The 26,923-nt window shown below is 73.5% G+C and carries 22 protein-coding genes; 13 read left to right on the forward strand and 9 right to left on the reverse strand.

Features of this window, described 5'->3' with window-relative positions; all coding sequences use genetic code 11:
* Window positions 1-27: 27 nt before the first annotated feature.
* The 9 genes from ACWDEN_RS24000 to fabI are packed head-to-tail and all read left to right on the forward strand — an operon-like array spanning window position 28 to window position 8,010.
* On the forward strand, window positions 28-348 hold the full coding sequence (locus ACWDEN_RS24000; protein WP_351608202.1) for a TcmI family type II polyketide cyclase: 321 nt from the start codon (window positions 28-30) through the stop codon (window positions 346-348).
* Window positions 336-1,724, forward strand: coding sequence for an FAD-dependent monooxygenase (locus ACWDEN_RS24005; protein WP_450860094.1), 1,389 nt, complete (start codon window positions 336-338; stop codon window positions 1,722-1,724). The genes ACWDEN_RS24000 and ACWDEN_RS24005 overlap by 13 nt, the downstream gene beginning before the upstream one ends.
* Window positions 1,721-2,995: a beta-ketoacyl-[acyl-carrier-protein] synthase family protein gene (locus ACWDEN_RS24010; RefSeq protein WP_450860095.1), complete on the forward strand. Its 1,275-nt coding sequence runs from the start codon at window positions 1,721-1,723 to the stop codon at window positions 2,993-2,995. The genes ACWDEN_RS24005 and ACWDEN_RS24010 overlap by 4 nt, the downstream gene beginning before the upstream one ends.
* Entirely contained in the window at window positions 2,992-4,287 is a 1,296-nt protein-coding gene (locus ACWDEN_RS24015; protein ID WP_450860096.1) for a ketosynthase chain-length factor, read from the forward strand. The genes ACWDEN_RS24010 and ACWDEN_RS24015 overlap by 4 nt, the downstream gene beginning before the upstream one ends.
* Complete coding sequence (locus tag ACWDEN_RS24020) at window positions 4,284-4,541, forward strand: acyl carrier protein (RefSeq protein ID WP_351608210.1); 258 nt, start codon at window positions 4,284-4,286, stop codon at window positions 4,539-4,541. Before ACWDEN_RS24015 ends, ACWDEN_RS24020 begins: the two co-directional genes overlap by 4 nt.
* Window positions 4,538-5,518, forward strand: a complete 981-nt coding sequence (locus tag ACWDEN_RS24025) for a beta-ketoacyl-ACP synthase III (RefSeq protein WP_351608212.1) — start codon at window positions 4,538-4,540, stop codon at window positions 5,516-5,518. Before ACWDEN_RS24020 ends, ACWDEN_RS24025 begins: the two co-directional genes overlap by 4 nt.
* 9 nt (window positions 5,519-5,527) lie before the next feature.
* Window positions 5,528-6,313 (forward strand): SDR family NAD(P)-dependent oxidoreductase, encoded by a 786-nt coding sequence (locus ACWDEN_RS24030; protein WP_351608214.1) that lies wholly within the window; start codon window positions 5,528-5,530, stop codon window positions 6,311-6,313.
* A gap of 9 nt (window positions 6,314-6,322) precedes the next feature.
* Complete coding sequence (locus tag ACWDEN_RS24035) at window positions 6,323-7,240, forward strand: aromatase/cyclase (RefSeq protein ID WP_450860097.1); 918 nt, start codon at window positions 6,323-6,325, stop codon at window positions 7,238-7,240.
* Window positions 7,240-8,010 carry an enoyl-ACP reductase FabI gene (gene fabI, locus ACWDEN_RS24040; protein ID WP_351608220.1) on the forward strand — a complete coding sequence of 257 codons (771 nt, stop codon included), beginning with the start codon at window positions 7,240-7,242 and terminating at the stop codon, window positions 8,008-8,010. The genes ACWDEN_RS24035 and fabI overlap by 1 nt, the downstream gene beginning before the upstream one ends.
* Before the next feature lie 91 nt (window positions 8,011-8,101).
* Here the strand turns inward: fabI and ACWDEN_RS24045 are convergent, their stop codons facing one another.
* Window positions 8,102-9,082 (reverse strand): ParB/RepB/Spo0J family partition protein, encoded by a 981-nt coding sequence (locus tag ACWDEN_RS24045; protein WP_351608223.1) that lies wholly within the window; start codon window positions 9,080-9,082, stop codon window positions 8,102-8,104.
* A 391-nt stretch (window positions 9,083-9,473) separates the two neighbouring features.
* On the opposite strand from ACWDEN_RS24045, the gene ACWDEN_RS24050 reads away from it, so the two are divergent.
* From ACWDEN_RS24050 to ACWDEN_RS24065, 4 genes are all read left to right on the forward strand, one after another.
* A complete protein-coding gene (locus ACWDEN_RS24050) occupies window positions 9,474-11,036 on the forward strand; it encodes an acyl-CoA carboxylase subunit beta (RefSeq protein ID WP_450860098.1) in 1,563 nt (520 codons plus the stop codon).
* A gap of 21 nt (window positions 11,037-11,057) precedes the next feature.
* Window positions 11,058-11,276, forward strand: coding sequence for an acyl-CoA carboxylase subunit epsilon (locus tag ACWDEN_RS24055; RefSeq protein WP_450860099.1), 219 nt, complete (start codon window positions 11,058-11,060; stop codon window positions 11,274-11,276).
* Between the two features lie 43 nt (window positions 11,277-11,319).
* Window positions 11,320-11,457, forward strand: a complete 138-nt coding sequence (locus ACWDEN_RS24060; protein ID WP_450860100.1) for a hypothetical protein — start codon at window positions 11,320-11,322, stop codon at window positions 11,455-11,457.
* Between the two features lie 75 nt (window positions 11,458-11,532).
* Window positions 11,533-13,290, forward strand: a complete 1,758-nt coding sequence (locus ACWDEN_RS24065; RefSeq protein ID WP_450860134.1) for an acetyl/propionyl/methylcrotonyl-CoA carboxylase subunit alpha — start codon at window positions 11,533-11,535, stop codon at window positions 13,288-13,290.
* Window positions 13,291-13,616: 326 nt separating this feature from the next.
* Here ACWDEN_RS24065 and ACWDEN_RS24070 read toward each other — a convergent pair whose 3' ends face one another.
* The 8 genes from ACWDEN_RS24070 to ACWDEN_RS24105 all read right to left on the reverse strand — a co-directional run bounded on the left by ACWDEN_RS24070 (window position 13,617) and on the right by ACWDEN_RS24105 (window position 26,854).
* A complete protein-coding gene (locus ACWDEN_RS24070; RefSeq protein WP_351608237.1) occupies window positions 13,617-14,654 on the reverse strand; it encodes a rod shape-determining protein in 1,038 nt (345 codons plus the stop codon).
* Window positions 14,655-14,809: 155 nt separating this feature from the next.
* Window positions 14,810-19,672: an SAV_2336 N-terminal domain-related protein gene (locus ACWDEN_RS24075; protein ID WP_450860101.1), complete on the reverse strand. Its 4,863-nt coding sequence runs from the start codon at window positions 19,670-19,672 to the stop codon at window positions 14,810-14,812.
* On the reverse strand, window positions 19,662-20,675 hold the full coding sequence (locus ACWDEN_RS24080; RefSeq protein ID WP_351608243.1) for an AAA family ATPase: 1,014 nt from the start codon (window positions 20,673-20,675) through the stop codon (window positions 19,662-19,664). Before ACWDEN_RS24080 ends, ACWDEN_RS24075 begins: the two co-directional genes overlap by 11 nt.
* Before the next feature lie 24 nt (window positions 20,676-20,699).
* Window positions 20,700-22,370, reverse strand: a complete 1,671-nt coding sequence (locus tag ACWDEN_RS24085) for a VMAP-C domain-containing protein (RefSeq protein ID WP_450860102.1) — start codon at window positions 22,368-22,370, stop codon at window positions 20,700-20,702.
* Window positions 22,367-22,774, reverse strand: a complete 408-nt coding sequence (locus tag ACWDEN_RS24090) for a CU044_2847 family protein (protein ID WP_351608247.1) — start codon at window positions 22,772-22,774, stop codon at window positions 22,367-22,369. Before ACWDEN_RS24090 ends, ACWDEN_RS24085 begins: the two co-directional genes overlap by 4 nt.
* Window positions 22,775-22,859: 85 nt before the next feature.
* Window positions 22,860-24,215 carry a carboxyl transferase domain-containing protein gene (locus ACWDEN_RS24095; protein ID WP_450860103.1) on the reverse strand — a complete coding sequence of 452 codons (1,356 nt, stop codon included), beginning with the start codon at window positions 24,213-24,215 and terminating at the stop codon, window positions 22,860-22,862.
* Complete coding sequence (locus ACWDEN_RS24100; protein WP_450860104.1) at window positions 24,208-25,656, reverse strand: acyl-CoA synthetase; 1,449 nt, start codon at window positions 25,654-25,656, stop codon at window positions 24,208-24,210. Before ACWDEN_RS24100 ends, ACWDEN_RS24095 begins: the two co-directional genes overlap by 8 nt.
* A 181-nt stretch (window positions 25,657-25,837) precedes the next feature.
* Entirely contained in the window at window positions 25,838-26,854 is a 1,017-nt protein-coding gene (locus ACWDEN_RS24105) for a MerR family transcriptional regulator (protein WP_351608282.1), read from the reverse strand.
* Window positions 26,855-26,923 lie beyond the last annotated feature (69 nt).

Raw genomic sequence — 26,923 nt, forward strand, 5'->3', positions numbered from 1 at the left:
CCTCCGACACCGAGATCGGAGCATCTCATGTACAGCACACTGATCATCGCACGCTTCAAGAAGCCGGACTTCGGCGCCATCTCCGAGCTCTTCGGGGAGTTCGACAAGACGGACATGCCGCATCGCATGGGCACCCTGCGGCGGCAGCTCTTCCACTACCACGACCTGTACATCCACGCCCAGGACTTCGCCGAGGACCACGGCCCCGAGCAGGTGGAAGCGGCCCGCAAGGACCCGCGGTTCATCCAGATCAGCGAGGACCTCCGCCCGTTCTTCGACCCGTACGACCCGAACTGGCAGAGCCCGAAGGACGCCATGGCGTCCTCCTTCTACCGATGGCAGCCGTGATGACCGGGCAGTGGGACGTCGTCATCGTCGGCGCGGGTCCGGTCGGGACCCTGCTGGCCGGCGCGGTGGCCCGGCACGGAGCCTCCGCGCTGCTGCTGGAGCGCGACACCGGCATCTCCGACCAGACCCGTGCCAGCACCCTGAACTCCCGCTCGATGGAGATCATGTCCTCCCTGGAGGTCCCCGGCCTCGAGGACAGACCGCACTCGACGACGGGACACTACGGGGGCATCCCGGTCGGCCTCGACGAGGTCGACAGCCCCTGGGCCGGCCTGTGGCGGATGCCGCAGCCCGACCTCGTACGGCTCCTGCGGGACTGGGCCGTGGCGAGCGGTGCCGTCGTGCGAACCGGGGTGACCTTCACCCGGGCCGAGGCCCGGCCGTCGTCGGTGCTCGTGTACGGCGCGGCGGGCGAGACCTACGAGAGCAGGTACCTGGTCGGCGCGGACGGCGCCGGCAGCGCTGTGCGGACGGCGCTCGGCTTCACCCCCCTGCACGTGGCGGCCACCCGCCACATGATCCGCTGCGACGTCACGGGGATCAGCGTGACACCGCGCAGGTTCGAGCGGCACGGCGACGCCGTGGTGACGGCCGGTCAGATCTCCCCGGAGATCGCCCGGTTGATGCTCTACGCGCCCCGGTACCGGGCCACGGACACGGTCACGTTCGAGGACGTGTGCCGGGACTGGCTGGCGGCCACCGGCGAGCACGTCGACAAGGGCGAGTGCGTCTGGCTGGACCAGTTCTCCAACGGCTGTACGACCGTCGCGCGGTGGGACACGGGCAACGTCCTGCTCGCCGGTGACGCCGCCCACGACCAGCCCCCGGTGGGCGGCAGCTCGCTCAACTCCGGCCTGCAGGACGTCCACAACCTGGCATGGAAACTGGCGGCCCTGTGCGCCGGGGCACCTGGCGAACTGGCCGCCACCTACGGACGAGAACGGGCGGAGGCGACGGCGAGGATGCAGCAGAGCGTCCGCGAACAGGAGGCCCTGATCTTCGGGGCCGACCGGCGGCCGCGAGAAGCCACGCGAGCCCGGCTGGAGCGGTCGCCGGCGTTCCGGCGGCAGGTCGCGCGCTCCATAGCGGGACTCGACACCCACTACATGGGCAGCACCCGGACCGGGCCGCGGCTGTCTCCGGCCCGGTTCGCCCGGGCGCTGCGCAGGGAGCCGCTGCCGAGCGAGACGGCCGCGCTGGGCCGGCAGGCCGTCATCGTGACCGGGGCCCGCGAGCAGGACGTGCGGCTCGTCGTCCGTCCCGACGGGCACGTGGCCTGGGCGGCCGGGCATCCGGACACGGACGCGGCCGGCGTCGCCGAACGCTGGTTCGGGGACGTCCTCAAGCCGGTCGTCATCAAGGCGAGCCCGCGGTGACCGGGCGGACGCGACGGGCCGTGATCACCGGCCTCGGCGTGGTCGCGCCGGGCGGCGTCGGCACCAAGGCCTTCTGGGAGTTGCTGACCGCCGGGCGCACCGCCACCCGCCCCATCACCCTGTTCGACGCCTCGCCCTTCCGCTGCCGCATCGCCGCGGAGGTCGACTTCGACCCGGCCCGGGAGGGACTGTCGCCCAAGGAGATCCGCCGCATGGACCGGGCGGGTCAGTTCGCGGTGGTGGCCACCCGTGAGGCGCTGGCGGACAGCGGGCTCGACGACACCGTCGACCGGTCGCGGCTCGGAGTGAGCCTGGGCAGCGCCGTCGGCAGTTCGACCCGGATGGAGGAGGAGTACGTCGCCATCAGCGACGGCGGGCGCGACTGGCTGGTGGACCACCGCTTCGCCGTCCCCTACTCCTACTCGTACATCGCCGCGGGCACGCTGGCGACCGAGGTGGCCTGGGCGGCTCGCTGCGAGGGCCCGGCCATGGTCGTGTCGGCCGGCTGCACCTCGGGCCTGGACGCCGTCGGCCACGCCGTGCAGCTCATCGAGGACGGCACCGCCGACGTCATGGTCACGGGCGCCACGGAGGCCCCGCTGACCCCGATCACGATGGCGTGTTTCGACGCGCTGAAGGCGACCACGCCGAGGAACGAGGACCCGGCCGGCGGCTGCCGTCCCTTCCACCGGGACCGGGACGGCATCGTGCTCGGCGAGGGCGCGGCCGTTTTCGTCCTGGAGGAGCTCGAGCACGCCAGGCGCCGCGGGGCGAACATCCTCGCCGAGGTGGTCGGCTACGCCAACCGCGCGAACGCCTACCACATGACGGGTCTGCGGCCCGAGGGGCTGGAACTCGCCGAGGCGATCCGGGCCGCTCTGGACCAGGCACACGTCACCCCGGGCGACATCGGCTACGTCAACGCACACGGCTCCGGCACCCGGCAGAACGACCTGCACGAGACCAACGCGGTCAAGAACGCCCTCGGCAGAGCCGCCTACGACGTACCCATGAGCTCCATCAAGTCGATGGTGGGCCACTCACTCGGTGCGATCGGCGCGATGGAGATCGCGGCCTGCGTGCTCGTCATCCAGGACGGGATCATCCCGCCCACCGCCAACCTCACCGAGCAGGACCCCGAGTGCGACCTGGACTACGTGCCGTTGGTGGCACGCAAGCAGCGCGCCGGCACCGTGCTCACCATCGGCAGCGGCTTCGGCGGCTTCCAGTCGGCGATGGTGCTCACCGCGCCCGATCGGACGGTGTCATGACCGAGGCCGTCATCACCGGAGTCGGTGTCGCCGCCCCGAACGGCGTCGGCACGGAGGAGTTCTGGAAGGCGACCCTGGCCGGCCGCAGCGGCATCGGCCCGATCCGGCTGTTCGACGCCGGCCCCTACCCCGTGAAGCTCGCGGGCGAGGTCGAACTCGACGCCGCCGCCCACATCCCCGGCAAGTTCCGGGTGCAGACCGACCACATGACCCATCTGGCCATGTCGGCCACCGTGATGGCGCTCGAGGACGCCGGAGTGGACCCCGCCGAGCTGCCCGAGTTCGACATGGGCGTCACGGTGGCCAACTCCTCCGGCGGGATCATGTTCGGCCAGCGGGAGCTGCAGCGGCTGTGGTCGCAGGGGCCGACGTACGTCTCGGCGTACATGTCGGTGGCCTGGTTCTACGCCGCGACCGCCGGGCAGCTGTCGATCCGGCACGGCATGAAGGGGCCGGCGCTCGTCCTCGCCGCCGAACAGGCGGGCGGGCTGGACGCGGTCGGTCACGCCAGACGGCAGATCCGGCGCGGCACCCCGCTGATGGTCACGGGCGGCAGCGACGCCTCGCTGTCCCCCGGCGGCCTGGCCTTCCAGATCGCCACGGGCATGCTCAGCACCGAGGGCGATCCGGCCCGCGCCTATGTGCCCTTCGACCGCGACGCCAGGGGATATCTGCCGGGCAACGGGGGTGCGGTCCTCGTCCTGGAGGACGGGGCCGCCGCACGGACCCGGGGCGCGCCCGGCTGCTACGGCACCATCACCGGCTACGCGGCCACCTTCGACCCGCCCGCCGACGACGACGGTCCCGGACCCGACGCCCGCGCCTACGATCCACCGCGCGGCTCCGGCCGGGTGCCACGGCTGCGCCGCGCCGCCGAACTGGCGCTCGCCGACGCCGGGATCGCGCCCGGCGACATCGACGTGGTGTTCGCCGACGCCTGGGGCCTGCCGGGTCCCGACCTGGAGGAAGCCACCGCGATCACCGAGCTGTTCGGCCCGCGGGGCGTCCCGGTGACCGCGCCGAAGACCATGACCGGTCGCCTGTACGCGGGCGGCGGTGCCGTCGACCTGGTCACCGCGCTGCTGGCGATCAGGGACCGCGTCATCCCCCCGACCGTCAACGTGACCACGCAGGCGCCCGGTATCGACCTGGACCTGGTCCTGGACGAGCCCCGCCCGCACACCGTCAAGCACGCCCTGGTCCTGGCGAGGGGCCTGGGCGGTTTCAACTCCGCGGTGGTCCTCACCGCGCCGACCGAATCCGTCACGGAACCCCGAGGGAGCGAGACATGAGCGGCTTCACCGTCCTGGAGCTCAAGGACACCATGCTGAGCATCGCCGAGGAGATCGGCCTTGACCTGGAGGGCGACTTCCTCGACAAGCCCTTCACGGACCTGGCGTTCGACTCACTGGCCGTGCTGGAACTCGTCACCCACATCCAGCAGGACTTCCACCTGGCCATATCCGACGACGCGGTGGCCGACTTCACCACTCCGCGGGACGTGCTCGACTACGTCAACCGGCAGCTCCACGAGAGCGTGCGATGACACGCCACAGCCGCATACTCGGGCTCGGCGTGCACCGGCCCGGGCGCTCGGTCGGCAACGCCGAGATCGCCGGGCGCCTGGGCATCGACGAGGACTGGATCGTCAAACGCTCCGGCATCAGACACCGGGGCTACGCCGAGCCCGGCGAGACGCTGCTGATGATGGCGCGCGAGGCGGCGGGGAAGGCGCTGGCGAGCGCGGGTGTCGAACCCGCGGCCCTCGGCTGTGTCGTGGTGGCGACGACCACCCATCTGTCCCAGATGCCGTCCCTGGCCTCGCAGGTGGCCCACGCGCTGGGCGCGCGGAACGCGGCCGCCTTCGACATCCTCGCCGCCTGTGCCGGCTTCCCCTACGCGCTCGCCCTCGGCTCCGACCTGGTCAGGGCGGGCACCGCGGACCACGTCCTGGTGATCGGCGCGGAGCGGATCACCGACATCCTCGACCGGGACGACGCCTCCACCGCCTTCCTGTTCGCCGACGGCGCCGGCGCGGTCGTCGTCGGCACCTCGGACCGGCCGGGCATCGGCCCGGTCGCCTGGGGCAGCGACGGGTCCCGCGCCGACGCCGTCGGCATGACCGGCTACTGGGACCCCGCGCTGCACGGCGACCCGTCGCTGCCCTGGCCACGGCTCGGCATGTCGGGCTGGCGGGTCTACCGGTGGGCCAGCACCGAACTGGCCCCCGCCGCGCGCCGGGCGGTCGACGCCGCCGGGCTGACCGTCGCCGACCTCGACGTCTTCATCCCGCACCAGGCCAACCTCCTGATCATCGAGGAGCTGGTCCGGCAACTGGGGCTGCGCAAGGACGTCGTGGTCGCCCGCGACATCGTCGAGACCGGCAACACCTCGGCCGCCTCCATCCCGCTCGCCCTGGACCGGCTGCTGGCGTCCGGCGAGGTGAGCAGCGGGATGCGCGCGCTGACGATCGGCTTCGGTTCCGGCCTGGTCTACGCCGGCCAGGTCATCGAGATCCCGTAAGGAGTGCTGATGGCAGACGACAGCACGCGAGTGGCGCTGGTCACCGGCGCCACCAGCGGCATCGGTCTGGAGGCGGCCCGGACGCTGGGCGCGGCCGGCCACCGGGTGTTCCTGTGCGCACGGGGCGCCGACGGCATCGCCACGGCCGTCAAGGAGCTGACCGACGAGGGGCTGGAGGCCGACGGCACCGTGGCCGACGTGTCGTCCGGCCCGGACGTGACGGCGCTCGTGCGGGAGGCCACGCGTCGCTTCGGGCGGATCGACGTCCTCGTCAACAACGCCGGGCGGGGCGGCGGCGGGATCACCGCCGACGTCACCGACGAGGTGTGGCAGGCGGTCATCGACACCAACCTCACCGGCACCTTCCGCGTCACCCGTGAGGTGCTGAAGGCGGGCGGACTCGCCGCGCGCCCGTGGGGGCGGATCATCAACATCGCCTCCACCGGCGGCAAACAGGGCGTGGTGTACGCCGCCCCGTACTCCGCCTCCAAGCACGGGGTGATCGGCTTCACCAAGGCGCTCGGCCTGGAACTGGCCGGGAGCGGGATCACCGTCAACGCGGTCTGCCCCGGATACGTGGAGACCCCCATGGCCGCCAAGGTGCGCCAGGGCTACGCGGCCGGCTGGCAGATCTCCGAGGAGGAGGTGCTGAAGCGCTTCCTGGCGAAGATCCCGCTGGGCCGGTACTCGACGCCGCGGGAGGTGGCCGGCCTGATCGGTTACCTGGCCACGGACACCGCCGACTCCATCACCGCCCAGGCCATCAACGTCTGCGGTGGCCTGGGCAACTACTGAGAGGCAGTCATGCGAACCCGGCACACCGAACACGTCATCACCGTTCCCGCCGCGGCCGACACCGTCTACGACCTGATCGCGGACGCCGCTCGCTGGCCCGCGATCTTCACCCCGACCGTCCACGTCGAGTACCTTCCGTCCGCTCCCGGCGGTGAACAGCGGCTGAAGATCTGGGCCTTCGCCGGGGGCGCCGTCAAGTGCTGGGTCTCGCACCGCACGCTGGACGGTGCGGCCCGCCGGATCGGCTTCCGCCAGACCGAGCCCGCCGCTCCGGTGGCGGCCATGCGCGGGGAGTGGACCGTCGTCCCGTCCGGTGCCGAGTCCCGTGTCGTCTTCCGGCACTGGTTCTCCGCCGAGGGCGACGACGCGGCCCTCCTGGACAAGATCGAGGAGGTCGTCGACCGCAACTCGCGGGCCGAGCTGGACTCGCTGCGTGCCGCGGCCGGCCGCGCCCACCTGCTGGTGGACTTCGAGGACGAGGTGGCCGTCGGCGGCGGACAGCAGAAGGTCTTCGGCTTCCTCGCCGAGGCCGGGAAGTGGCCCGGGCTGATCCCGCACGTGGCACGGGTGGAACTGGCCGAGGAACCGCAGGGTGTGCAGTACCTGGAGATGGACACCGTGGAGAGCTCCGGCGGCGACGACGTCCACACCACGGTCTCGGTCCGCGTCCTGCTGTCCCCGGACACGATCGTGTACAAACAGACCACGCTGCCCGCCTTCCTGCACGCCCATGTCGGCTCGTGGCACGTGCGGGAGGACGGTACGACGGTCGCGCGGCACACGGTCGTCCTCAAGGAGGAGGCCATCACCGCGATGCTCGGCCCCGAGGCCACGGTGGAGCAGGCCGGCGCGCTGGTCCGCCGGTCGATCGGCGGCAACAGCGTGGCCACCCTGCGCCGCGCCCGCGAGCTGGTGGTGGCCGGCTGATGGCCGGTGTGCTCGCGGGCAAGCGCATCCTGGTGACCGGGGTGCTCACCGAGTCCTCCATCGCCTACGCGGTCGCCCGCCGGGCCCAGGAGGAGGGCGCCGAGGTGCTGCTCTCCTCCTACGGGCGTGCGGGCCGTATCACCCGGTTCGTCGCGGAGCGTCTGCCGGCCAAGGCCCCCGTGATCGAGCTGGACGTGACCAGCGAGGCGGACCTCGCCGCTCTCCCGGAGCGGGTCGGCGCGTATCACCCGCAGCTCGACGGCGTGCTGCACGCGATCGCCTTCGCGCCGCAGTCCGCGCTGGGCGGCGGGTTCCTCAACACTCCGTGGCCGGACGTGGCGACGGCCGTGCACGTCTCGGCGTACTCCCTGAAGGCGCTCGCCACGGCCTGCCTGCCGGTGCTGGCCAGGCCCGCCTCGGTCGTCGGGCTGGACTTCGACGCCTCGGTCGCCTGGCCCGGCTACGACTGGATGGGTGTGGCGAAGGCCGCGCTGGAGTCCGTCACCCGGTATCTCACCCGTGACCTCGGTCCTTCCGGCGTCCGGGTCAACCTGGTGGCCGCCGGACCCCTGCGGACCCAGGCGGCCACCAGCATCCCGGGCTTCGGCCGCTTCGAATCCGCCTGGCGGGAACGCGCGCCGCTGGGCTGGGACGTCACCGACACCGAACCCGCGGCCCGCGCATGTGTCGCCCTGTTGTCGGACTGGTTTCCCAGCACCAGCGGTGAGATCGTCCACGTGGACGGCGGATTTCACGCCGTCGGAACGTGAACAATTCTCGCAATAGAAAGGGCCGGTCGGCTTGCCGACCGGCCCTTTCCCGCACTCCCTTGTTCTGTTTCCCCGAGGTTTCCGGGAAACGTCAGCGTCCGGCGGCCGACGGGTCCGCGATCCGCGCCCTGCCGTCGAGTTCCTTGGCGAAGTCCTGCCACATCTTCGAGTAATGACGGGCGAGCTGCACGACGATCGCGGCGCAGTGCGGAGGCACGGCTTCGACCGTGTCGGGCAGTTGGGCCTCTCCGACGGCATTGATGTGCAACAGGCGGAGCATTCCCTTTCCGCGTTCGGTGTTCCGCAGAGACGGGTCGCGCAGCAGTCTCTCCACGGTGGCGGCCGGGTCGGCGGCGGCCGGGGTCCGGGTGCCCGGACGCCGTGGCGGATCGAGCGGTTCCCGGGCCGGAGAGGCGGCCGCGGCCGCCTCCGCGGCCGCCTCTCCGGACCCGTCGGTGCCGGTCGCGGCGGGCCGCTGCGGCACCGGTGACTCGCCGCGCTCGAGGCGCTTGCGCACGTCGAGGACCGTCGCCGGGGAGATGCCCGCCGCGCGCGCCACGTGCCGCAGCGACGCCCTCGGCTGCCCGGTGAGCAGTTCCGCGGCGCGCCGCCGGGCCTCGCTGCTGTCCAGCGGCCGGACCCTGCCGTCCCTGCCCACCCTGGCGTTCGACTGCGCCGACTCTTCAGTTGAACGTTTCCTTATCGCGGCGACGGTCCTCGCGGCCAGGCCCGTCACCTGGCCTATGGCCCGGTCGGACAGGTGCGGGTGCGTCCCGATGATGCGCTCGGCGGCCGCCCGGCGGTCGGCCTGGGTGAGCGGCAGCCCGTGCGTGACGTTCTCCTGGACGCCGCGCAGGAACGCGTCCGCCTCGCTGCCGTCGAAGAAGACCACGTCGATGGACTGGCGGCCCTGGAGGGACGCCGCCATCAGGCGGTGCATCCCGTCGATCACCCGCATGGTGCGCCGGTCCACCAGGATGGGCGGCAGTGGCCCCTCCGTCTCGGCGAGCCTGGCGATGTGTGCCTTGTCGTCCCCGTTCAGCCGCGGCGACTCGCCGGCCCGCAGCGACATGATGGGGACGCTTTCGACCTGAGTCGGATTGATGCCTGCCGGTTGAATCACACTGGCCCCCGATAGTTTCACGCCACCTACCCTCGAATGAAAGCGCTTCTCCTGTGGCCTGATACCGCCAGTCTCCCGAGCGTGCTGTGTTCTCGACTGGTGTTGCGCTGACAGGGAATTGCCGTACCCGAGTGATCGCGACGAGCCCGTTCACCCACGCGTCACCAAAACACTTCGAGTTCACGGGAATCACTCAACCGATATGACACCGAACCGTTGCCGGAAACGCGAACGAGACCATCGCCGTTGTTTCCTTCCTGGCCGGTGAGTTCGGCGGCTACATTTACCGGCGCGGCATTTCCGGCGTTCCCTCACAGGCGGAAACGACGAGGAGGCTCACGTGGTGACCACGGACAGCACCCACTGCCGGGTGGCCAAGCTGCGGGACATCCGGGATCAGGCCACGGCCGGCCCGGGCGAGCAGGCGACGCGGGCACAGCACGCCAAGGGCAAGCTGACGGCACGGGAGCGGATCGAACTGCTCCTGGACAAGGGATCGTTCAACGAGGTCGAGCCGCTGCGCCGGCACCGGGCCACGGGGTTCGGGCTGGAGAACAAGCGGCCCTACACCGACGGCGTGGTCACCGGCTGGGGCACGGTGCACGGGCGCACGGTGTTCGTGTACGCCCACGACTTCCGCATCTTCGGCGGCGCGCTGGGGGAGGCGCACGCCACCAAGATCCACAAGATCATGGACATGGCCATCGCGGCCGGCGCGCCACTGGTCTCCCTCAACGACGGCGCCGGGGCCCGCATCCAGGAGGGCGTCAGCGCGCTGGCCGGCTACGGCGGCATCTTCGCCCGCAACACCAAGGCCTCCGGGGTCATCCCGCAGATCTCCGTCATGCTCGGCCCCTGCGCCGGCGGCGCCGCGTACTCCCCGGCGCTCACCGACGTCGTCTTCATGGTCCGCGACACCTCGCAGATGTTCATCACCGGACCCGACGTGGTCCAGGCCGTCACCGGCGAGCAGGTCACCCAGAACGGCCTGGGCGGCGCGGATGTGCACGCCGAGGTCTCCGGCGTCGCCCACTTCGTCCACGACGACGAGGAGTCCTGCCTGGAGGAGGTCCGCTACCTGCTGTCCTATCTGCCCCAGAACAACCGCCAGACCGCGCCCCGGGCCGTCACCAGGGACCCGGCCGACCGGCGCTGCGAGGAGCTGCTGGATCTGGTGCCGGCCGACGGCAACCGGCCCTACGACATGCGGGCCGTCCTGGAGGCGGTCGTGGACGACGGCGAGTACCTCGAGATCCACGAGCGCTGGGCGACCAACGTGCTCGTCGCCCTGGCCCGGCTGGACGGCCAGGCCGTCGGGATCGTCGCCAACCAGCCCCAGTCCCTCGCCGGGGTCCTGGACATCGACGCCAGCGACAAGGCCGCCCGCTTCGTGCAGATGTGCGATGCCTTCAACATGCCCGTCGTCACCCTGCTGGACGTGCCCGGCTTCCTGCCCGGCGTCGACCAGGAGCACGGCGGCATCATCCGGCACGGCGCCAAGCTGCTGTACGCCTACTGCAACGCCACCGTGCCGAGGATCCAGCTGATCCTGCGCAAGGCCTACGGTGGTGCCTACATCGTCATGGACTCCCGCTCCGTCGGAGCGGACCTGTCGTACGCCTGGCCGACCAACGAGATCGCGGTGATGGGCGCCGAGGGCGCCGCGGGCGTGGTCTTCCGCCGTCGGATCCAGGCCGCCGAGGACCCCGAGGCCATGCGCCGGCGCGTGGTCGAGGAGTACAAGGCCGAGCTGATGCACCCGTACTACGCCGCCGAACGCGGCCTGGTCGACGACGTCATCGACCCCGCCGACACCCGGCAGGTGCTCATCCGCTCCCTGCACATGCTGCGCACCAAGCACGCCGGCCTGCCGGCCCGCAAACACGGCAACCCGCCCCACTGACCGGGCAGAAGGAGTGAACCGGTGACCACCGTCATGGAACCCGTGGACCAGCGGTCCGTCCGCGTCGAGCGCGGCACCCTCTCCGACGAGGAACTGGCGGCCCTGACCGCCGTACTCCTCACCCGCGCCGGCACCGGTGCCGCCCGGCCCGGGGACCGGCCGGTCGCCCCGGTCGTCCCGGGCTGGGAGCGCCCGGAGCGCAACGCGTTCTACCGCTCCCCGCTCAGCTGGCAGAGCTGACGTCCCGTCAACAGCCCAGCGGCGAAACGGAGGAGCGACGCGGATGGAGCCGCCACCAGGCACGCACCCGCACGAGCAGCCCTTCGAGCGCGAGGAACCCGCCCTGCCCCTTCCCCTGCTCGCCGGGGAGGACGAGGAGGAGGCCGTGCTCGACCCGCACATCCACCGCGGCATCGACTGAGCCGTGGTCCCGCACGCACAGCAGCCGAATCCACTGTCGCACGTCACCGAGAGAAGACGGGAACAGACCATGGTCTTGCGCAAGGTGCTGATCGCCAACCGCGGTGAGATCGCGGTCCGGGTCGCGCGGGCGTGCAGGGACACCGGCATCGCCTCGGTGGCCGTGTACGCCGACCCGGACCGGGACGCGCCGCACGTCCGGGCCGCCGACGAGGCCTTCGCGCTGGGCGGCGACACCCCCGCCACCAGCTACCTCGACCAGGTCAAGGTGCTGCGGGCCGCCGCCGGCTCCGGTGCCGACGCCGTCCACCCCGGCTATGGATTCCTCTCCGAGAACGCCGACTTCGCCCAGTCCGTCCTGGACGCCGGACTGACCTGGATCGGCCCCGGCCCGCAGGCCATCCGCGACCTCGGTGACAAGGTCGCCGCCCGCGGCATCGCCCGGCGTGCCGGCGCGCCCCTCGTCGCCGGCACCCCCGGCCCGGTCTCCGGTGCGGACGAGGTCGTCGCCTTCGCCGAGCGGCACGGCCTGCCGATCGCGATCAAGGCCGCGTTCGGCGGCGGCGGCCGGGGCCTGAAGGTGGCCCGCACCCTCGAGGAGATCCCCGAGCTGTACGACTCCGCCGTGCGCGAGGCCGTCGCCGCGTTCGGGCGCGGGGAGTGCTTCGTGGAGCGCTGCCTCGACCGGCCCCGCCACGTGGAGACCCAGTGCCTGGCCGACACCCACGGCAACGTCGTCGTCGTGTCCACCCGCGACTGCTCGCTGCAGCGCCGGCACCAGAAGCTGGTCGAGGAGGCGCCGGCCCCGTTCCTGACCGGTGCGCAGACCGAGCAGCTGTACTCCGCGTCCAAGGCCATCCTCAAGGAGGCCGGGTACGTCGGCGCCGGAACCTGCGAGTTCCTCGTCGGGCAGGACGGCACCATCTCCTTCCTGGAGGTCAACACGCGCCTCCAGGTCGAGCACCCGGTCACCGAGGAGGTCACCGGCATCGACCTGGTCGGCGAGATGTTCCGCATCGCCGACGGCGAGCCGCTGGGCTACGACGACCCCGAACCCCGCGCCCACTCCATCGAGTTCCGCATCAACGGCGAGGACCCCGGCCGCGGCTTCCTGCCCGCCCCCGGCACCGTCACCCGCTGGGAGCCGCCCGGCGGCCCCGGGGTGCGCGTGGACGCCGGTGTGGAGACCGGCTCCGTGATCGGCCCCGCCTGGGACTCCCTGCTCGCCAAGCTCGTCGTCACCGGCGCCACCCGCGCCCAGGCGCTGCGGCGGGCCGCCCGCGCCCTGGCCGAGTTCCGGGTCGAGGGCATGGCCACCGCCCTGCCCTTCCACCGCGCCGTCGTCACCGACCCCGCCTTCACGGACGAACCGTTCCGCGTGCACACCCGCTGGATGGAGACCGAGTACCACAACACCGTCCCGCCCTACGCGCCCGGCGCCGGCGGCACCGAGGAGGAGCGCTCGGGCCGCGAGACCGTCGTCGTCGAGGTCGCCGGCAAACGGATCGAGGTCTCCGTCCCGGCGTCCCTCGGCAGGCCGCAGCCGGACACGGCGGCGGAGGCCACCCGCTCGGTCAGGCGGCGCGGCGGCGCCCGCAGGTCCGGTTCCGCGGTCTCCGGTGACACGCTGGCGTCGCCGATGCAGGGCACCATCGTCAAGGTCGCCGTCGAGGACGGCCGGACCGTCGCCGAGGGGGACCTCGTCGTCGTGCTGGAGGCGATGAAGATGGAGCAGCCGGTCCACGCCCACAAGTCCGGCACCGTCATCGGCCTCAGGGCCGAGGCCGGGGCGACGCTCGGCTCCGGCGCGACGATCTGCGAGATCAAGGACTGACCCGGCGCGCCGACTGCCGCCCGCACCCGACTGGTTGACCCGTACATGCTTGAACAGCCCGTGTCCTGGGCACCCACCTCCTACCGGTGCCGATCGCCGGGCCACTTCGGCAGAGGGAGGGCGTCATGGACCGTCGCATCCGGGTACGCGTCATCCGACGCCCCGCCGCCCCGCGCGACCGGGAGATCGACCGCAGGACGCCGTCGGGGCGCATCCTGCCGTACTGACGCCGCGCCCGCAGGTGGGGGAGCAGAGCCGCCATCGAGCCCTGCAGCAGGGTCTGCTGGGCGCCGGCCGGCAGGTCACGGCCGAAGCGGTCCACGTTCTCAGGCGGCCAGCGGGTTCAGGACGAGTGGCTCGATCCTGCCCTCCAGCATGGCGCCGAGGCCCTGGACCGCGCAGATGTCGGGCCGTTCGGCGATGTGCACCGGCATCCCGGTGGCCTGCCGCAGCATCTGGTCGAAGCCGGGCAGCAGCGCCGAGCCGCCGACCATGATGATCCCGCGGTCGGCGAGGTCGGCGACCAGGTCGGGAGGGCAGCCGCGCAGCACCTTGCCGATGCCGTCCAGGACGGCGGTCAGCGGGGTCTGGATCGCGTCCCGCACGGTGGCGGTGTCGACGTGCACACTGCGGGCGAGCCCGGTGGCCACGTCCCGGCCGTGGATCTCCGTGGTCTCCGGGCCCTGCGGGGTCAGCCCGTTGCCGGACAGGGCCAGCTGCAGCGGCCGTACCGACTGGCTGGGCAGCATCAGCTCGTGCTCGTGCCGCAGGAGCTGCACGATCGCGTGGTCCACGGCCTCACCACCCACCGGGATCCGCTCGGCGGTGACGATGGACCCGAGCGAGAGGACGGCCACCTGGGTGGCGGCGGCCCCGCACACCATGATCATCGTGGCCTCGGGGAGCTCCACCGGCAGCCCGCACCCCACCGCGGCGGCGATCAGCGTGTCCACCAGTTCGACCCGGCGCGCCCCCAGCCCGACCAGCGTCTCGACGGTCGCCCGCTGGGCCAGCGGATCGGCGTCGTGCGGGGTGCAGGCCGCCGCGCGCAGCCGGAGATTTCGGCGCAGTTGACGGCGCGCCTTGTCGCCGAGCAGTTGCCGCAGCATGCGCTGGGCCATCTCGATGTCGACCACCGTGCCGCCGGAGATGGGCCGGACGACCCGGATGTACCCCGGCGTCCGTCCCGTCATCTGCTCCGCGAAGTCGCCCACGGCTATGAGCGCTCCGGTACGGGTGTTCACGGCGGCGACCGAGGGCTGGTCGACGATGAGTCCGGCGCCCTTCACATACACCCGGGTGCGGGCCGCGCCCAGGTCGACGGCGAAGTGGCAGCGGCGCAACTGCTCCAGACTGACGGTCACGGCGGGTCCTCCCGAGTGCGCGGGCCTTGGGCGCCCGCCGCTCGGCGGGTGTCCTCCTCTCACTGCATCCTGCGCGGCGCCCGGGGGCGGGCGCCTGCTGGAGGGGGCCGGGCGGGGTGCCGCTGAACGGGGGGTTCTTCGCGGCCTTGGGCGCGTCACAGGCTCTGCGCGGCGCGCAGAAGAGGTAAAAGGCCGAAGCTCGTCAACACGGAAGTGCGGTGGACCTCGAGGGATGCGGCGTCCACGTAGACGAAGACGACTCCGGCGGCGCGGGCCGCCTCCCACTCCGCGTCGCCGGTGCCGATCATCAGGCACCGGTCCGGCGGCACACCGAGCCCGGCCACGGCCTGGAGGATGCGCCGAGGATGGGGCATCAGCGGCCTGTCGAGGCGGTCACGCCCGTGTACGCCGCCGGCCAGCTCCTCGAGGAGCCGGCGCCGCGCCAGGTACATGGTGGCCGCTTCCGTCGAGCAGTCGGTGACCACGGCCAACGGCAGGCCCTTGTCAGCCAGAGTGCGCAGCAACAGTTCGGCGTTCGCCACAGGCTCCGCGTCCTGTACGGCGGTCGTCTCCAGCAGCCGCACGTCCCGTTCGAGCCGGCTGCCCGAGATCGACCTCCTGGCCCGAAGGAGGTCGAGCGGGGGAAGGTAGCTGCCGCTCTCCCCGCCGCCGTACTCGCGGGACAGGTGGTGGGCCGCCTTCTGCACGGGCGTCGCCCCGTCGCGGTCGGCGCCCCGGCGGCCGTAGAGGCGGGTCAGCACCCCGTCGAAGCCGAGGAGCACGGCATCGGCCGTGCGCAGGGCCTCGACGAGCTCTCCGGCGACCTCTTCCCGAGGCGGGGCCACCAGGGAGCCGCGGGTCGGGGTGAGCGAGCCCTGCCAGGTGACGGCGTACCCGGACGGGGGGTGATCGCGCACCACCTCTTCCAGCCGGGCGTGGGCCTCGGCCGCCCGGCGCGGCGGGTAGAGCGGCGAGACCATGCCCAGGCTGTCCCGCACATGCTCGACGACGAGCGCGGAGGGAGCGCGCCGGGACGCGTCCGGCACGGCACGGACCGGGTCCTCGATCCGCCAGCCGGCCTCCCCGGTGAGTGTGAACGCGGGGACGCCGTTGACCGTCGGACCCAGTTCGGTCAGCTCCAGCCGGCGCCGGGTGAGATCCACCTCGTAGTAGAAGGAGTCGCCGCCGGGGCGGTCAAGGGTGAACCCGGGACCGTATGCCGTGAAGACGACGGCACGCGTCCTGCCCGCGGGCTCGGGCAGCGGCACCCCGGCGGGCAGCCGGAAGGGACCCTGAATCGGCTCGACGGCACCGGCGGCCGGCACAGGCGCGACGACGTACCAGCCGTTGGCCGGCCCGAAACGGGTCGCGAGCACCGGGACTCCGTCCAGCAGGCCGCCCGCGGCCAGCCCGATCCGGAGCGCGTCGGGGAAGGTCACGACGCCCAGGGCGCCGCTCTCGTCCAGCACGTGGTCGGGGAACCCCTCCGCCGCCCGCCAGAGCTCCGGGTCGTCGTCCGAGGGTTCCGCGAACGTCACCCGCCACCGCAACCGGCCTGTCTCCGCGACCCGGTCCCGGAACTCCCGCAGGGTGACGGAGAGGAACCCGAGTTCCGGCACACCGACGCGCAGCAGGACAAGGTATCCGTTCCCCTCGGTCCGCAGCTCGTAGTCGTCCGGGTCCAGTCCGGCCGCCAGCAGCAGCCGCACCACCGCCCGGCCGAGCGCCGACACGTCGTCCGCGTCCCCGGGTCCGTCCGCGAGCTCGAAGAGCGCCACGGCGCGCAGGGCCGAAGCGGTCGGGGCGTCCTCCGCCGAAAAGAGACTGTCGGGCACGTCGTCCTGCGGCAGCGGCCGGTCCTCCGCCGCGTCCTCGGGGCCGTACAGGAGCGAGGGCAGATCGTCCTCGGTGGGGAACGAGCCCAGCGGCAGCCCGTCGGGGCCCTCGGTCCAGGCGTGGCCGGGGTCCGGGTCGTACTCGGAGGGCTCCTCCGCGTCCGCCGGCTCGGCGTGGTCGGCGTGGTCACGGCGCAGTTCGTGCCCGAGAGCCAGCAGGGCGGGGTCGTCGCCGCCGGACTCCTCGTACTCCCAGAACGCCTCCAGGGCCTCCTCGACGCGGCCCAGCCGCTGCAGCGCGAGCAGCAGCAGGCGGCGGTAGTCCGCGCGTGCCGGGTGCGCGCGCAGGAGTTCGCCGAGGTCCGCCGCCGCACGCTCGAACTCGCCCAGGTCCAGGTCGAGTTCGGCCCGCCTGCGGTACAGGGCGAGGCGCAGCTGCAGGAGCCGGGTGCGGGCGGTGCGGGCGGCGGGGCCGGGGACGTCGGCGAGGGGGCCGGCGTCGTGCCACAGGGCCAGTGCCTGGTCCAGGTGGTCCCGCGCCTGCCGGGCGAAGCCCCGAGCGTCCAGCTCGGCGGCCGTACGCTCCAGTTCTTCGAAGTCGAGCAGGTCCACGCGGTCGGCGCTGGCGTGGAGGGCGTACCCGTCGGGAAGTGTCGCCAGCGCGGCCCCGGGGCCCAGGGTCTCGCGCAGCGCCGACGCCAGGCGGCCCAGGACCGCCATCGCGTCCTTCGGTTCCTCGGCGGGGGCCCACAGTCCGGCCCGCAGCTCGTCGTGCGTCACCTTGCGGCCGTGCCGGAGCAGCAGCATGGCGAGCAGCGCGCGGGCCGGCGGCGGGAGTTCCGCCGGGCGGCCGGGTACGTCGACGGTCACCGGGCCGAGGAGCGAGTAGGACCGTGGGCGGTACGCCTTCCGGGCCTCCTCCAGCATCCGGTCGTTCTGGAGCGTCGGCATGCCCGCGCTCCGGTGCAGCGAGGACAGCAGACAGGAGAGCGCATCCGTGTACGGCCGGCGCAACGACTCGGGGAGATGAAGCATGGTCATCCTCGCACCGGCCGGCGCGCTCCCGTTGGTCAGATGAAGCATCAGCTGACCCAGCGCCCGCTCGTCCTCGTCCCTCGGCACATTAGACGGCAGGAACGGCTCGAACAGGCTGAGTTTCACCGTGCCGTCGGGCAGGAGCACCACCCGGGACATGCCCAGGGCGCCGTGCCGGACCCAGCCCGCGCGTGCGGCTCGCAGAGCGCGCGCGAGCTGCGCGCCGATGGACACCGTCAGCGGCGCCGGCAGGTGGTAGCCGTTCGGTGCCGCCAAGGTGTTCAGCGGGATGCCGTCCAGGTGTTCCATGACGACGTACGGGATGTCGTCCTCGATGCCGAACTCGTGGACCGTCACCACGTTCGGGTGGTCGAGCCCCTTCAGCGCCTTCGTCTCCCGGAGGAACTGCGCGCGCCGCTCCCGGTCGGTGACCGGCTCGTGCAGCCGCACCACCACCGTCCGGTTCTCCTCGGGGTCCTCGGCCAGCCAGAGGGCGCCGCTCGGGCTCATCCGCCGCAGCAGCCGGTAACGGCCGCCCACCCCCGGCGGCACCGACCGCCCCCCGGCTCCGGTGAGCCTGCGCACGCTCTCCGGGCGTACCGTCGCGAACGCCTCCCCGCGCGCCGCCTCCGTCCCGGTGCCGTCCGCCGCCGGTGTCACCGCGCGGAACTCTCCCGGTGCCGTGCCCGCCCGCTCCTCGATCAGCCCGCCCGCCCGGGCCAGCAGGTCCGTCACCCGGTTGCGGGACGAGCGGGGCAGCCCGCGCAGCAGGAGGTCCCGCACGCCGGGGCGGAAGGCGTAGCTGCCCGGTGGTCCGGGGGCCGTGGTCAGCAGGCCGCTGAGAATGATCTCGGCCAGTTGCTGGGGGCGCGGATCGGGCTCGACCGCGCGCTGCACCAGCCGCATCACCGGCAGGTCGGGGCGGCCCACGGCCAGATGGCCGGCCAGCCGCACCGCCTCCGTGGAGGAGGTCTCGCGGAACCGCAGGACCAACTCCTCGGGGGAGAGCCGGCCGAGGTCGGTACGGGTCTCGGGGGCGGGGTGGCTGCCCAGCGGCGCGGCCGAGCCCGGCACTCCGCTGCCGCCGGCCGAGGTCAGCAGGGCCGCCCAGTTGGCCAGCCACCGCGGACCGGCCTCCAGGACGGGCAGCGCGACCGTGCCCCGGCCCGTGAACCGCGCCGGATCGCCGTCGTACGGGGCGAACGCCAGCGCCGCGGCCGGAGCGGCCGGGGACGGGGCGGTCAGCAGGCCCGGCGCGGTCGGTAGCGCGGTGTCCCGCCACAGATGCTCGGGCAGCGGCTGTACGACGGCCACCGGCATCCGGCGGCACCAGCGGCGCAGGGTCGCCTCCCAGCGGCCGCCCGCCGGGCCGGGCCGCCACTGCGGGCCCATGCAGTCGCTGATCACCAGGGTGACGGTGCGGCCGTCGGCCGGGCCGAACGTGCCCTCGCCGTGCACCGTGCCCTCGGGCGTGACCCGGACCGGGCTCACCGTGCGGAAGACGCCCGACTGGGCGAGCGCCGTGTGCAGTTCGCGCATGAGGGGACGCCACACGGGCATCGTCGGACCCGTGTCGTACACCAGGTTGAGGCGCAGCCAGCGCTCCTTGGCGGGGCGCAGCACCGGCAGCCACCAGTCGGGGGAGGCGCCGAGGCGGGCGATGCGGTCGGCGGTGGCGTGCTCGTCGAGCCGGTGGCCGGCCGGGGCGTCGGCGTGACGTTTGAGCGGGCGCAGTGCGCGTTGCAGGTCCAGGGGATGGCGCAGCATCGGCGGCGCGGGCGCGAGGAGGCCCCTGTACGGGCCGGTGTCGCCCGGCGCCGGCGACGGCAGGTGCAGCGGGGCCCGGTGCGCTTGCCGTGGTCCGGTCGGGGCGGGCTGCGGCGGCGGGGTCGGGGGCCGTTCCCGGGGCGGTGCCGCGGGTGGCTGGGGCAGCGGCTCCCGGGCCGGGGGTTCGGCGGGCTCCGGTCCGGGAGCGCCGGTGGCGGTGTGCTCCGGATCGGCGTCCGCGGGCTCCGGTTCCATCTGCCGTGCCAGCCACAGCAGTTCGGCCAGCTCCAGCGGCGTGGGACGCATCCCCCTCGTCGCCCGGGTCAGCGCGTCGGCCAGGCGGGCGAGGGGGTCCGCGGGCGCGGAGGCGTCAGAGCCCATCGGTGTGCCGGCCTTCGCCGAGATAGGGCATCAGCTGTGCCGCGAGGTCGTCCAGGGAGTCGGCGGGCAGGTCGGCGGAGCGGGCCAGGTAGATCGCGTTGAGCAGTTGGTCGGTGGCCAGGTCGCCGCCGCCCACCCGGGACAGGAAGCGGCTGATCAGGGTCTGGGCGTAGGCGTCCGGCTCGTCGTCGAAGTGGGCGCGGACGATGTCCGCCAGCTGCCGGTCGTCCGGCTGCCGCAGCCGCAGCGTCACACAGCGGCGCAGGAAGGCGGGCGGGAACTCGCGCTCGCCGTTGCTGGTCAGGACGACGAAGGGGAACGCGCGGCAGCGGACCCGGCCGCGTTCGACCGGGACCTGGTCGTGGGTGCCGTCGACCATCACCCGTGCCGTCGGGACGTGCTGGGCGGCGCGGACCAGTTCGGGGATCTCGTACTGCCCCTCCTCCAGCACGTTCAGCAGGTCGTTGGGCAGGTCCAGGTCGCTCTTGTCGATCTCGTCGATGAGCAGTGCACGCGGGCGGGCGTAGGGCAGCAGGGCCGTGCCCAGGGGGCCGAGCCGCAGATGGTCCTCCAGGCCCGCCTCCGGCGTGGGCGTCACCGGGGCCTGACGGGCGGCGTACAGGCGGGAGAGGGGGTCGTACTGGTAGAGGCCGTCCTGCAGCGTGCTGCGGCTGGTGATGTTCCAGCGCAGCACCGGGCCCAGTCTCAGCTCGCGGGCCACCGCGTAGGCCAGCGAGGACTTGCCGGTGCCGGGTGGGCCGGTGACCAGCAGCGGTCGCCGCAGGTACAGGGCCGCGTTGACCAGCTGGACGGTGCGCGGGGTGGCCCGGTACGTCTCCGCGCGGTGGGTGCGGTCGGGCGAGGTGGCCGCGGCGTCGGTGGCGTCGGCGGGCGTGTTCAGCGCGGGGCCGCCGTCGAAGGCCCGCCAGGGCGGGGGCGGCGGCAGCCGGGTGATGCCGTCGTGCGGCTCCGTCGCGCCGGTGTACACGGGCCATAGGGGCATGGGATGCGGTCCTTCTCGGTCGGCTCAGGCCACGGGGGTGTGCAGGCTGGCGGCGGGTTCGGGGAAGCAGCGCGGGTCGTCCCACAGCAGCTGGACCTCCCTCGCCCAGTGCAGTGCGGGCTCCTCCTCCGCCTCCTCCCGCAGCAGCTGGATCCGTCTCGGCAGTTCGGCCGGGTGGACGCCCTCCACGTGCGGGGCGAGGGCGTCCAGGAACGCCGTACCGGTGCACGGTGCGGTGTGTGCGGCGGCACCGGGACAGCCCTCGCGCGGCCACAGCAGCACGGGAACGGGCATGTTCAGGCCGATGTCGAAGTGCCCGGGTACGGCGGTGGGCGGGGCGGCGAAGCCCGCCAGGCCCGCCTCCTGCTCGCGCAGGCGTTTGCGTAGACCCAGGGCCGGGGTGTCGCAGTCCACGCGATGGAGCGCCGGCTTCCCGCCCGCGTCCAGCTTCCGCCACTGCTTGCCGAGCTGGTGGCGCAGCCGGGCGCTGTGGTGCCGGGAGCGGTCGGTGACGACCACCGGGTGGGAACAGCCGAGCGGCGTGGGGTCGTCCGCGCTGCACGCCCAGTGCGCCACCGGCAGGTTCAGCAGCTCGCGCGGCAGCGCGAAGGCCAGCAACTCGTCGGCACCGAAGGAGAGTTCGGCGAAGGCTCGGTCGATACCCCGTTGCACGTGGGCCTGCACCTCGGCGCGCGGCAACCGGACCGTGCCCACGGGCCGCCGGCGTCCGTCGCGGTACGCCGACACCGCGACCGTGACCTGGTCGGGACCGGCCCCGCTGCGGTCGATCTCGACCAGGATGGGCGCCCAGGCGGCGGAGCCGGCCGGTGCCGGTGCGGCCGGGCCGGGCCCCTCCAGCAGTTCCGTGAGCCGGTCGGCGAACCGGGTGAGCGCCTCCGCCGGCCCCTCGACCTCCCACTGCACATAGCCGGCCGCCGCCCGCAGCGAGGGGAAGCCGCCCGGCGGCAGCGGCGGACCGAAGTCGCCGACGGCGTCCACGAACAGCTGGTCCGGTGAGCAGACGAGACCGGTGCCCTCGGCCCGCCGCACCAGCTCGTACACCCGCCGCGCCGGATCGCCTGCGCCCTGGTGCGCCGGGACCAGCTCCCCGAGCGCGGGCCAGTGCCGGGCCAGCACCTCGGTGGGCAGCATGCGGGCGACCAGCACGCCGGGCTCGCCGGCCACCTGCGCGACCATGCCGACCACCCGGCCGTCGGGCAGGGCCGCCGCGGCGCCGCTGAAGCCGTGCGTCAGCGGCTGCCCGTGCCCGGTCATGGCCTCCAGCTGCACCCACTCGCCCGCTATACGCGTGGCGGACCGTGCCCGGTACCAGGCGAGCTGCCCCTCGTCGTAACCCTCGGGGAAGCCGTACGCCTCCAAAGCCAGCTCCGGCAGCGCCGGTTCGGCGTCCAGCGGGGCGAACCGGGCCGGAGCCAGCGGCACGTCCCGGGCCAGTTCGAGGACGGCCAGGTCGCCGGGGTCGGTGGCACCGCCCCGCCAGCCGCCGTGCACGGCCACCGTCGCGGGCAGCCCACCGAGGTCAGGGCGCTGCGGGAACGACACCGTCAGCGTCCCCGGCTCACTGTCCCGCACGACATGCGCGCAGGTCAGCACGGTGGTGGGAGTCACCAGGAAGCCCGCGCCGGCCACCGTGCCCGCGCACTCGATGCGGGCGTGCCAGGAAGCACCTCTCATGACCGTGACGCCGGCTCCGAGCCGCTCACCGCCGAGGTGTCCGACGCGTCCGCCGAGACCGGCTCCGTCCGCTGCTCCACCGCCGGACGCTCCGCCGACCACCCCAGCCGCACCACCAGCTGTCCCTCCGCCGCGCCCTTGGCGATCACGGCGCCCGCCTCGGCGGTCAGCTTCACGGCGAACTCCAGTTGCACGGAGTCCGGGCGCAGAGCGCCGTCCCGGAGGACACGCAGGGCGGAGTGGGCCGCCGCGCGCACGCTGTCCAGGGCGCCCTCGAAGGTGCGGGTGGCCTGGGCGGCCGGTCCGTCACCGCGGGAGACGAGGCGGGTGCCGCCAGCCGGGTCCGCGGTCTCCACCACGACCACGGCACCGTCCTCCGTGGTGAACTCCACCAGTCTGCTCATGGTCAGCCCCCCGTGCTCTCCCTCATCCGCCAACTCCATTGTGACGGAAGGCGACTGAACCTGTCCGCTCGCTACGGGCCTCGGCCTACGACGACAAGGACTCGGTGGGGTGGTGCACGATCCCTCTGATCACCCCCAGCTCCACCAGGTCCTGCGGCCGGATCCGCAGCTGCTCGGCGGTCGCCTCCACGTCGTCCTTCGGCCGTTTGAGTATGGCGGCCGCCAGTTCCGGGGCGATCACCGAGAAGTAACTGTCAGGCGTGGCCCAGGTGTTGCCCGGTGCGGCCAGCGCCAGGGCCCCGCCGGAGCCGCCCTCGCCGATGACCAGGGTGGTGATCGGGACCCGGGCGGACGCCAGCGCCCCGAAGACCTCCGCGATGGCCGCGCCGGCCCCCTGCCGCTCCGCCTCCGCGTCGTTGGCGGCGCCCGGGGTGTCCACCAGCGTCAGCACCGGGATGCCCAGCCGGTCCGCGAGCCGGATCAGCCGGGCGGCGGTGCGGTACCCGGCGGGCCGGGTCGCGGTTCCGGTCTGCGCGGCGAACGCGACGGTACGGCCGTTGTGCTCACCGAACCCGCACAGCATGCCGCCGGTGTCCGTACCCCCGCACCGGTCGCCGCTGATCTCGCGGCGGTGAGTGAAACAGGCGTCCAGGTACGCCTGTGCGCGCGGGCGTTCGGGGGAGCGTGCCCGGCGGACGGCCTCCCAGCCGGTGGCGGGCAGGCCGGCGATGCCGAGGGCCGGTGGCACGGGGGCCTCCTGCGCGGGGGTGGTGAGCAGCCGCAGCCACTGTCCCAGCGTCTCCCGCAGCGCCTCGGGCCGTACCACCGCGTCCGCCGAGCCCACTGCCGCCTGCCCCTCGGCGGTGTAGGCCGCCGGGTCGGCGTCGGCGGGCCGGACCCGGGAACCCGCGAAGCCCACCTGGGCGCCCGGCAGGGCCAGGACGACGTCCGCTCCGGCGCCGAGCGTGGCCCAGCCGCCGCCGGTCGTCGGGTCCCGCAGCACCGCGATCTGCGGCAGCCCGGACTCCCGGGTGAGCGCCGACTGCCGGGCCACGCGCTGGAGTTGGCTCAGCGCGAGCATGCCCTCCTGCATCCGGCTGCCCCCGGTCGCGATGAGGGGCACGACCGGCAACCGGTGCGCTCGGGCATGGCCGTACGCCGCCTCCAGCCGGTCTCCGGTGCGCTCGCCCAGGGAGCCGCCCAGGAAGCCGAACTCGAAGGCGATCAGCACGGCCGGGGTGCCCTCGACGCTCGCGGTGCCGCAGACGACCGACTCCTCTTCGCCGGTGCGTTCGGCGGCACGGGCGCGCGAGGCGTCGTAGCCCTGCCAGCCGAGGGGTGCGTCGGACGTCAACTCCCTTACAACATACGGGAGTTCACTGAAGCTGCCCGGGTCCGCGACCAGGGCCAGGATCTCCCGGGCCGAGTGGCGCTCAGACATCGGCCAGCGCCCGCTTCATGATCTTCCCCATGTCGTTGCGGGGGAGCGCGTCCAGATAGCGGACGACACGGGGGCGCTTGTGCGGGGCGAGGCGACGGGCCACGTGGTCGGCCAACTCCTCGGCGGCGGGCGGCGCCTGCGGATCCGCCGGGACGATCCAGGCGACGATCCGCTCGCCCAGGTCCGCGTCCGGCTCCCCGGTGACGGCCGCCTCCCGCACTCCCGGGTGCTCCAGCAGCGCGTTCTCGATCTCACCGGCCCCGATCTTGTATCCGCCGCTCTTGATCAGGTCCGTGGCCTTGCGCCCGACGATCCGCACATAGCCGTCGGGCTCGCGGACGGCCATGTCACCGGTGCGGAAGAACCCGTCGGCGGTGAACGCGGCGGCCGTGGCGTCGGGCCGGTTCAGATACCCGGTGAACAGGTTCGGCCCGCGCACCTGGATCTCTCCGACGCTCTCCCCGTCGTACGCGGTGATCGCCGTCCCGTCCTCCTCCACGAGCCGCAGCTCGACACCGGGCAGTGGCACGCCCACGGTGCCCGCGCGCGGCTCACCGTCGGCCCGCACGCTGGTGTTCATCAGCGTCTCCGTCATGCCGTACCGCTCGATCACCCGGCGCCCGGTCGCCGCCGCGATCCGCTCGTGGTCGTGCACGGGCAGCGCGGCCGAGCCGGAGACCAGCAGCCGGGCCCGCCCGAGGGCGGCGGCCAGCTGCGGGTCGCCCGGCAGGGCCTCGGCGATGCGGTGGTACATCGTCGGCACGCCGAACAGCATGGTCGCGCCGGAGTTCAGCTCCCGCGCCACGCCCTCGGTGGAGAACCGGCCCAGGTGCCGGACGCTGCCGCCGCGCCGCAGCGGGCCGAGGACGCCCAGCACGAGCCCGTGCACATGGAACAGCGGCAGCCCCTGCACCAGCACATCGTCCGCCGTCCACTGCCAGGCGTCGGCGAGCGCGTCCAGGGTGGTCGCGAGGGCCCGGCGGGGCAGGACGGCACCCTTGGGCGCGCCGGTGGTGCCGGAGGTGTAGACGATCAGCGCCGGGTCCCCGTCGGTGGCCGCCTCCTCCGGTACGGCGCCGGTCCGGGCGGACGCGTCGACATCGATCCGCTCCAACTCGCCCAGCACGTCGGGGAGTTGGGTGCCCGGCGCGGCCAGCACCAGCTTCGGCGCGCTGTCGGAGAGGATGTGCGCGAGTTCCTTCTCGCCCGACTTCGGGTTCAGCGGCACCGCGGCCGCCCCGGCGAGCAGCACGCCCGTCACGGCGACGGCGGTCTCCAGCTCCGGAGTGGCCCACACGGCCACCCGGCCGGCACCGCGCAGCCGGGCGGCGAGCGCACCGGCGGCCCCGGCCAGCTCGCCGTACGTCAGCGACCGTTCGCCGAACCGCAGGGCGATGCGCTCGCCCGGACCGCCCGTCACAGCGGGGAAGAGGGAGGACACGCGGCGCACTCCTAACTGTCGGTCGACCGTCGCCACCCTTCCTACACCAGGAGCCCGGCCCCGACGACCGCGCTCAAGTCCGCCGCGAGCCGCAACTCGGCCACGCGCACCGGCGGCCGGCCGCCTGCCGGCCCTCACCGTTTGCGGCTGCGGGCGCGGTGGGCCGCAGTCCCGCCCTGCCTCAGGCGGCCGCCGCCACGATGTCGGCGACCACGCAGCTGACGTTGTCGGGGCCACCCGCCTCGTTGGCCGCCGTGATGAGCGCTACCACGGCGTCGCCCGGTGCGGAGGACGTGCGCAGCGCCTCCCGTATCCGGGCGTCCGGCACCACCCCGGTCAGCCCGTCGGAGCACAGCAGATACCGGTCCCCCTCCCGGACCTCCTGCAGGCGCACGTCCGGCACCGGGTCCATCCCGCCGGCCAGGGCCTTGAGCAGCAGCAGCGACTCCGGCTCCACCCGGTGGTCCCGGGTCATGCGGATCAAGTCCCCGTCCCGCAGCAGATACGCCCGTGAGTCGCCGATGTGGGCCAGCGCGAGTCGCGCCCCCGTCCACAGCAGCGCCGTCAGCGTGGTGCCGACCTCCTCGGTGCCCTCGGCCACATCGCACACCGCCGCGTCCGCGGAGCGCACCGCGTCCTCCAGCACGCTCAGCACACCGTCCGCGGGCAGTTCCTCGGCCTCGTCCAAGAACCGCAGAGCCTCCACCGCCGCGCTGCTCGCGGGCGTCCCCGCCGGGCCGAAACCGTCGGCCACGGCGAGCAGTCTGCGGCCCGCGTACACGGTGTCCTGGTTGGCGGGGCGGACGAGCCCGCGGTCGGAGTGGGCGGAACAGCACAGTTCCAGCATGATGGTGTGGTCCCTTCTCGACTGGTCGGTCAGCTGGTCCACGAGGAACGCGGCGAGATCCCGCCGTACGGCCGTCTCCGCCTCGACCCGCGCCCAGTACGCCCGGATCTCCCGCGCGGCGGCTGCCGGGTCCAGGGCGCACACCGCGCGGATCTCGGCCAGCGGCATGCCCAGCCGCCGCAGCCAGGCCACGAGCCGGGCCTGCCGGAGCTGCTCGACGGCGTAGTAGCGGTAGCCGGTGCCGGGGTCGACCCGGGCGGGCCGCAGCAACTCCAGCTCGTCGTACAGCCGCAACGCCTTCGGCGAGAGCCGGCTCGCCCTCGCGAAGGCGCCGATCGTCAGCAGCTCCATGAGCACCTCGCGCTCCTCGTCCTCCGCCACCGATGCTGGGGCTTCACCAAAGGTGAAGGTCAACCGCGG

It is taken from the genome of Streptomyces sp. NPDC001153, from assembly GCF_053598315.1.

Excerpts from the sequence above, each read along its gene's own strand:
- ACWDEN_RS24000 (WP_351608202.1), top strand. The coding sequence starts at position 28 with ATGTACAGCACACTGATCATCGCACGCTTCAAGAAGCCGGACTTCGGC.
- ACWDEN_RS24005 (WP_450860094.1), top strand. The coding sequence starts at position 336 with ATGGCAGCCGTGATGACCGGGCAGTGGGACGTCGTCATCGTCGGCGCG.
- ACWDEN_RS24015 (WP_450860096.1), top strand. The coding sequence starts at position 2,992 with ATGACCGAGGCCGTCATCACCGGAGTCGGTGTCGCCGCCCCGAACGGC.
- ACWDEN_RS24020 (WP_351608210.1), top strand. The coding sequence starts at position 4,284 with ATGAGCGGCTTCACCGTCCTGGAGCTCAAGGACACCATGCTGAGCATC.
- ACWDEN_RS24025 (WP_351608212.1), top strand. The coding sequence starts at position 4,538 with ATGACACGCCACAGCCGCATACTCGGGCTCGGCGTGCACCGGCCCGGG.
- ACWDEN_RS24030 (WP_351608214.1), top strand. The coding sequence starts at position 5,528 with ATGGCAGACGACAGCACGCGAGTGGCGCTGGTCACCGGCGCCACCAGC.
- ACWDEN_RS24035 (WP_450860097.1), top strand. The coding sequence starts at position 6,323 with ATGCGAACCCGGCACACCGAACACGTCATCACCGTTCCCGCCGCGGCC.
- fabI (WP_351608220.1), top strand. The coding sequence starts at position 7,240 with ATGGCCGGTGTGCTCGCGGGCAAGCGCATCCTGGTGACCGGGGTGCTC.
- ACWDEN_RS24045 (WP_351608223.1), bottom strand. The coding sequence starts at position 9,082 with ATGTCGCTGCGGGCCGGCGAGTCGCCGCGGCTGAACGGGGACGACAAG.
- ACWDEN_RS24060 (WP_450860100.1), top strand. The coding sequence starts at position 11,320 with ATGGAGCCGCCACCAGGCACGCACCCGCACGAGCAGCCCTTCGAGCGC.
- ACWDEN_RS24075 (WP_450860101.1), bottom strand. The coding sequence starts at position 19,672 with ATGGGCTCTGACGCCTCCGCGCCCGCGGACCCCCTCGCCCGCCTGGCC.
- ACWDEN_RS24080 (WP_351608243.1), bottom strand. The coding sequence starts at position 20,675 with ATGCCCCTATGGCCCGTGTACACCGGCGCGACGGAGCCGCACGACGGC.
- ACWDEN_RS24085 (WP_450860102.1), bottom strand. The coding sequence starts at position 22,370 with ATGAGAGGTGCTTCCTGGCACGCCCGCATCGAGTGCGCGGGCACGGTG.
- ACWDEN_RS24090 (WP_351608247.1), bottom strand. The coding sequence starts at position 22,774 with ATGAGCAGACTGGTGGAGTTCACCACGGAGGACGGTGCCGTGGTCGTG.
- ACWDEN_RS24095 (WP_450860103.1), bottom strand. The coding sequence starts at position 24,215 with ATGTCTGAGCGCCACTCGGCCCGGGAGATCCTGGCCCTGGTCGCGGAC.
- ACWDEN_RS24105 (WP_351608282.1), bottom strand. The coding sequence starts at position 26,854 with ATGGAGCTGCTGACGATCGGCGCCTTCGCGAGGGCGAGCCGGCTCTCG.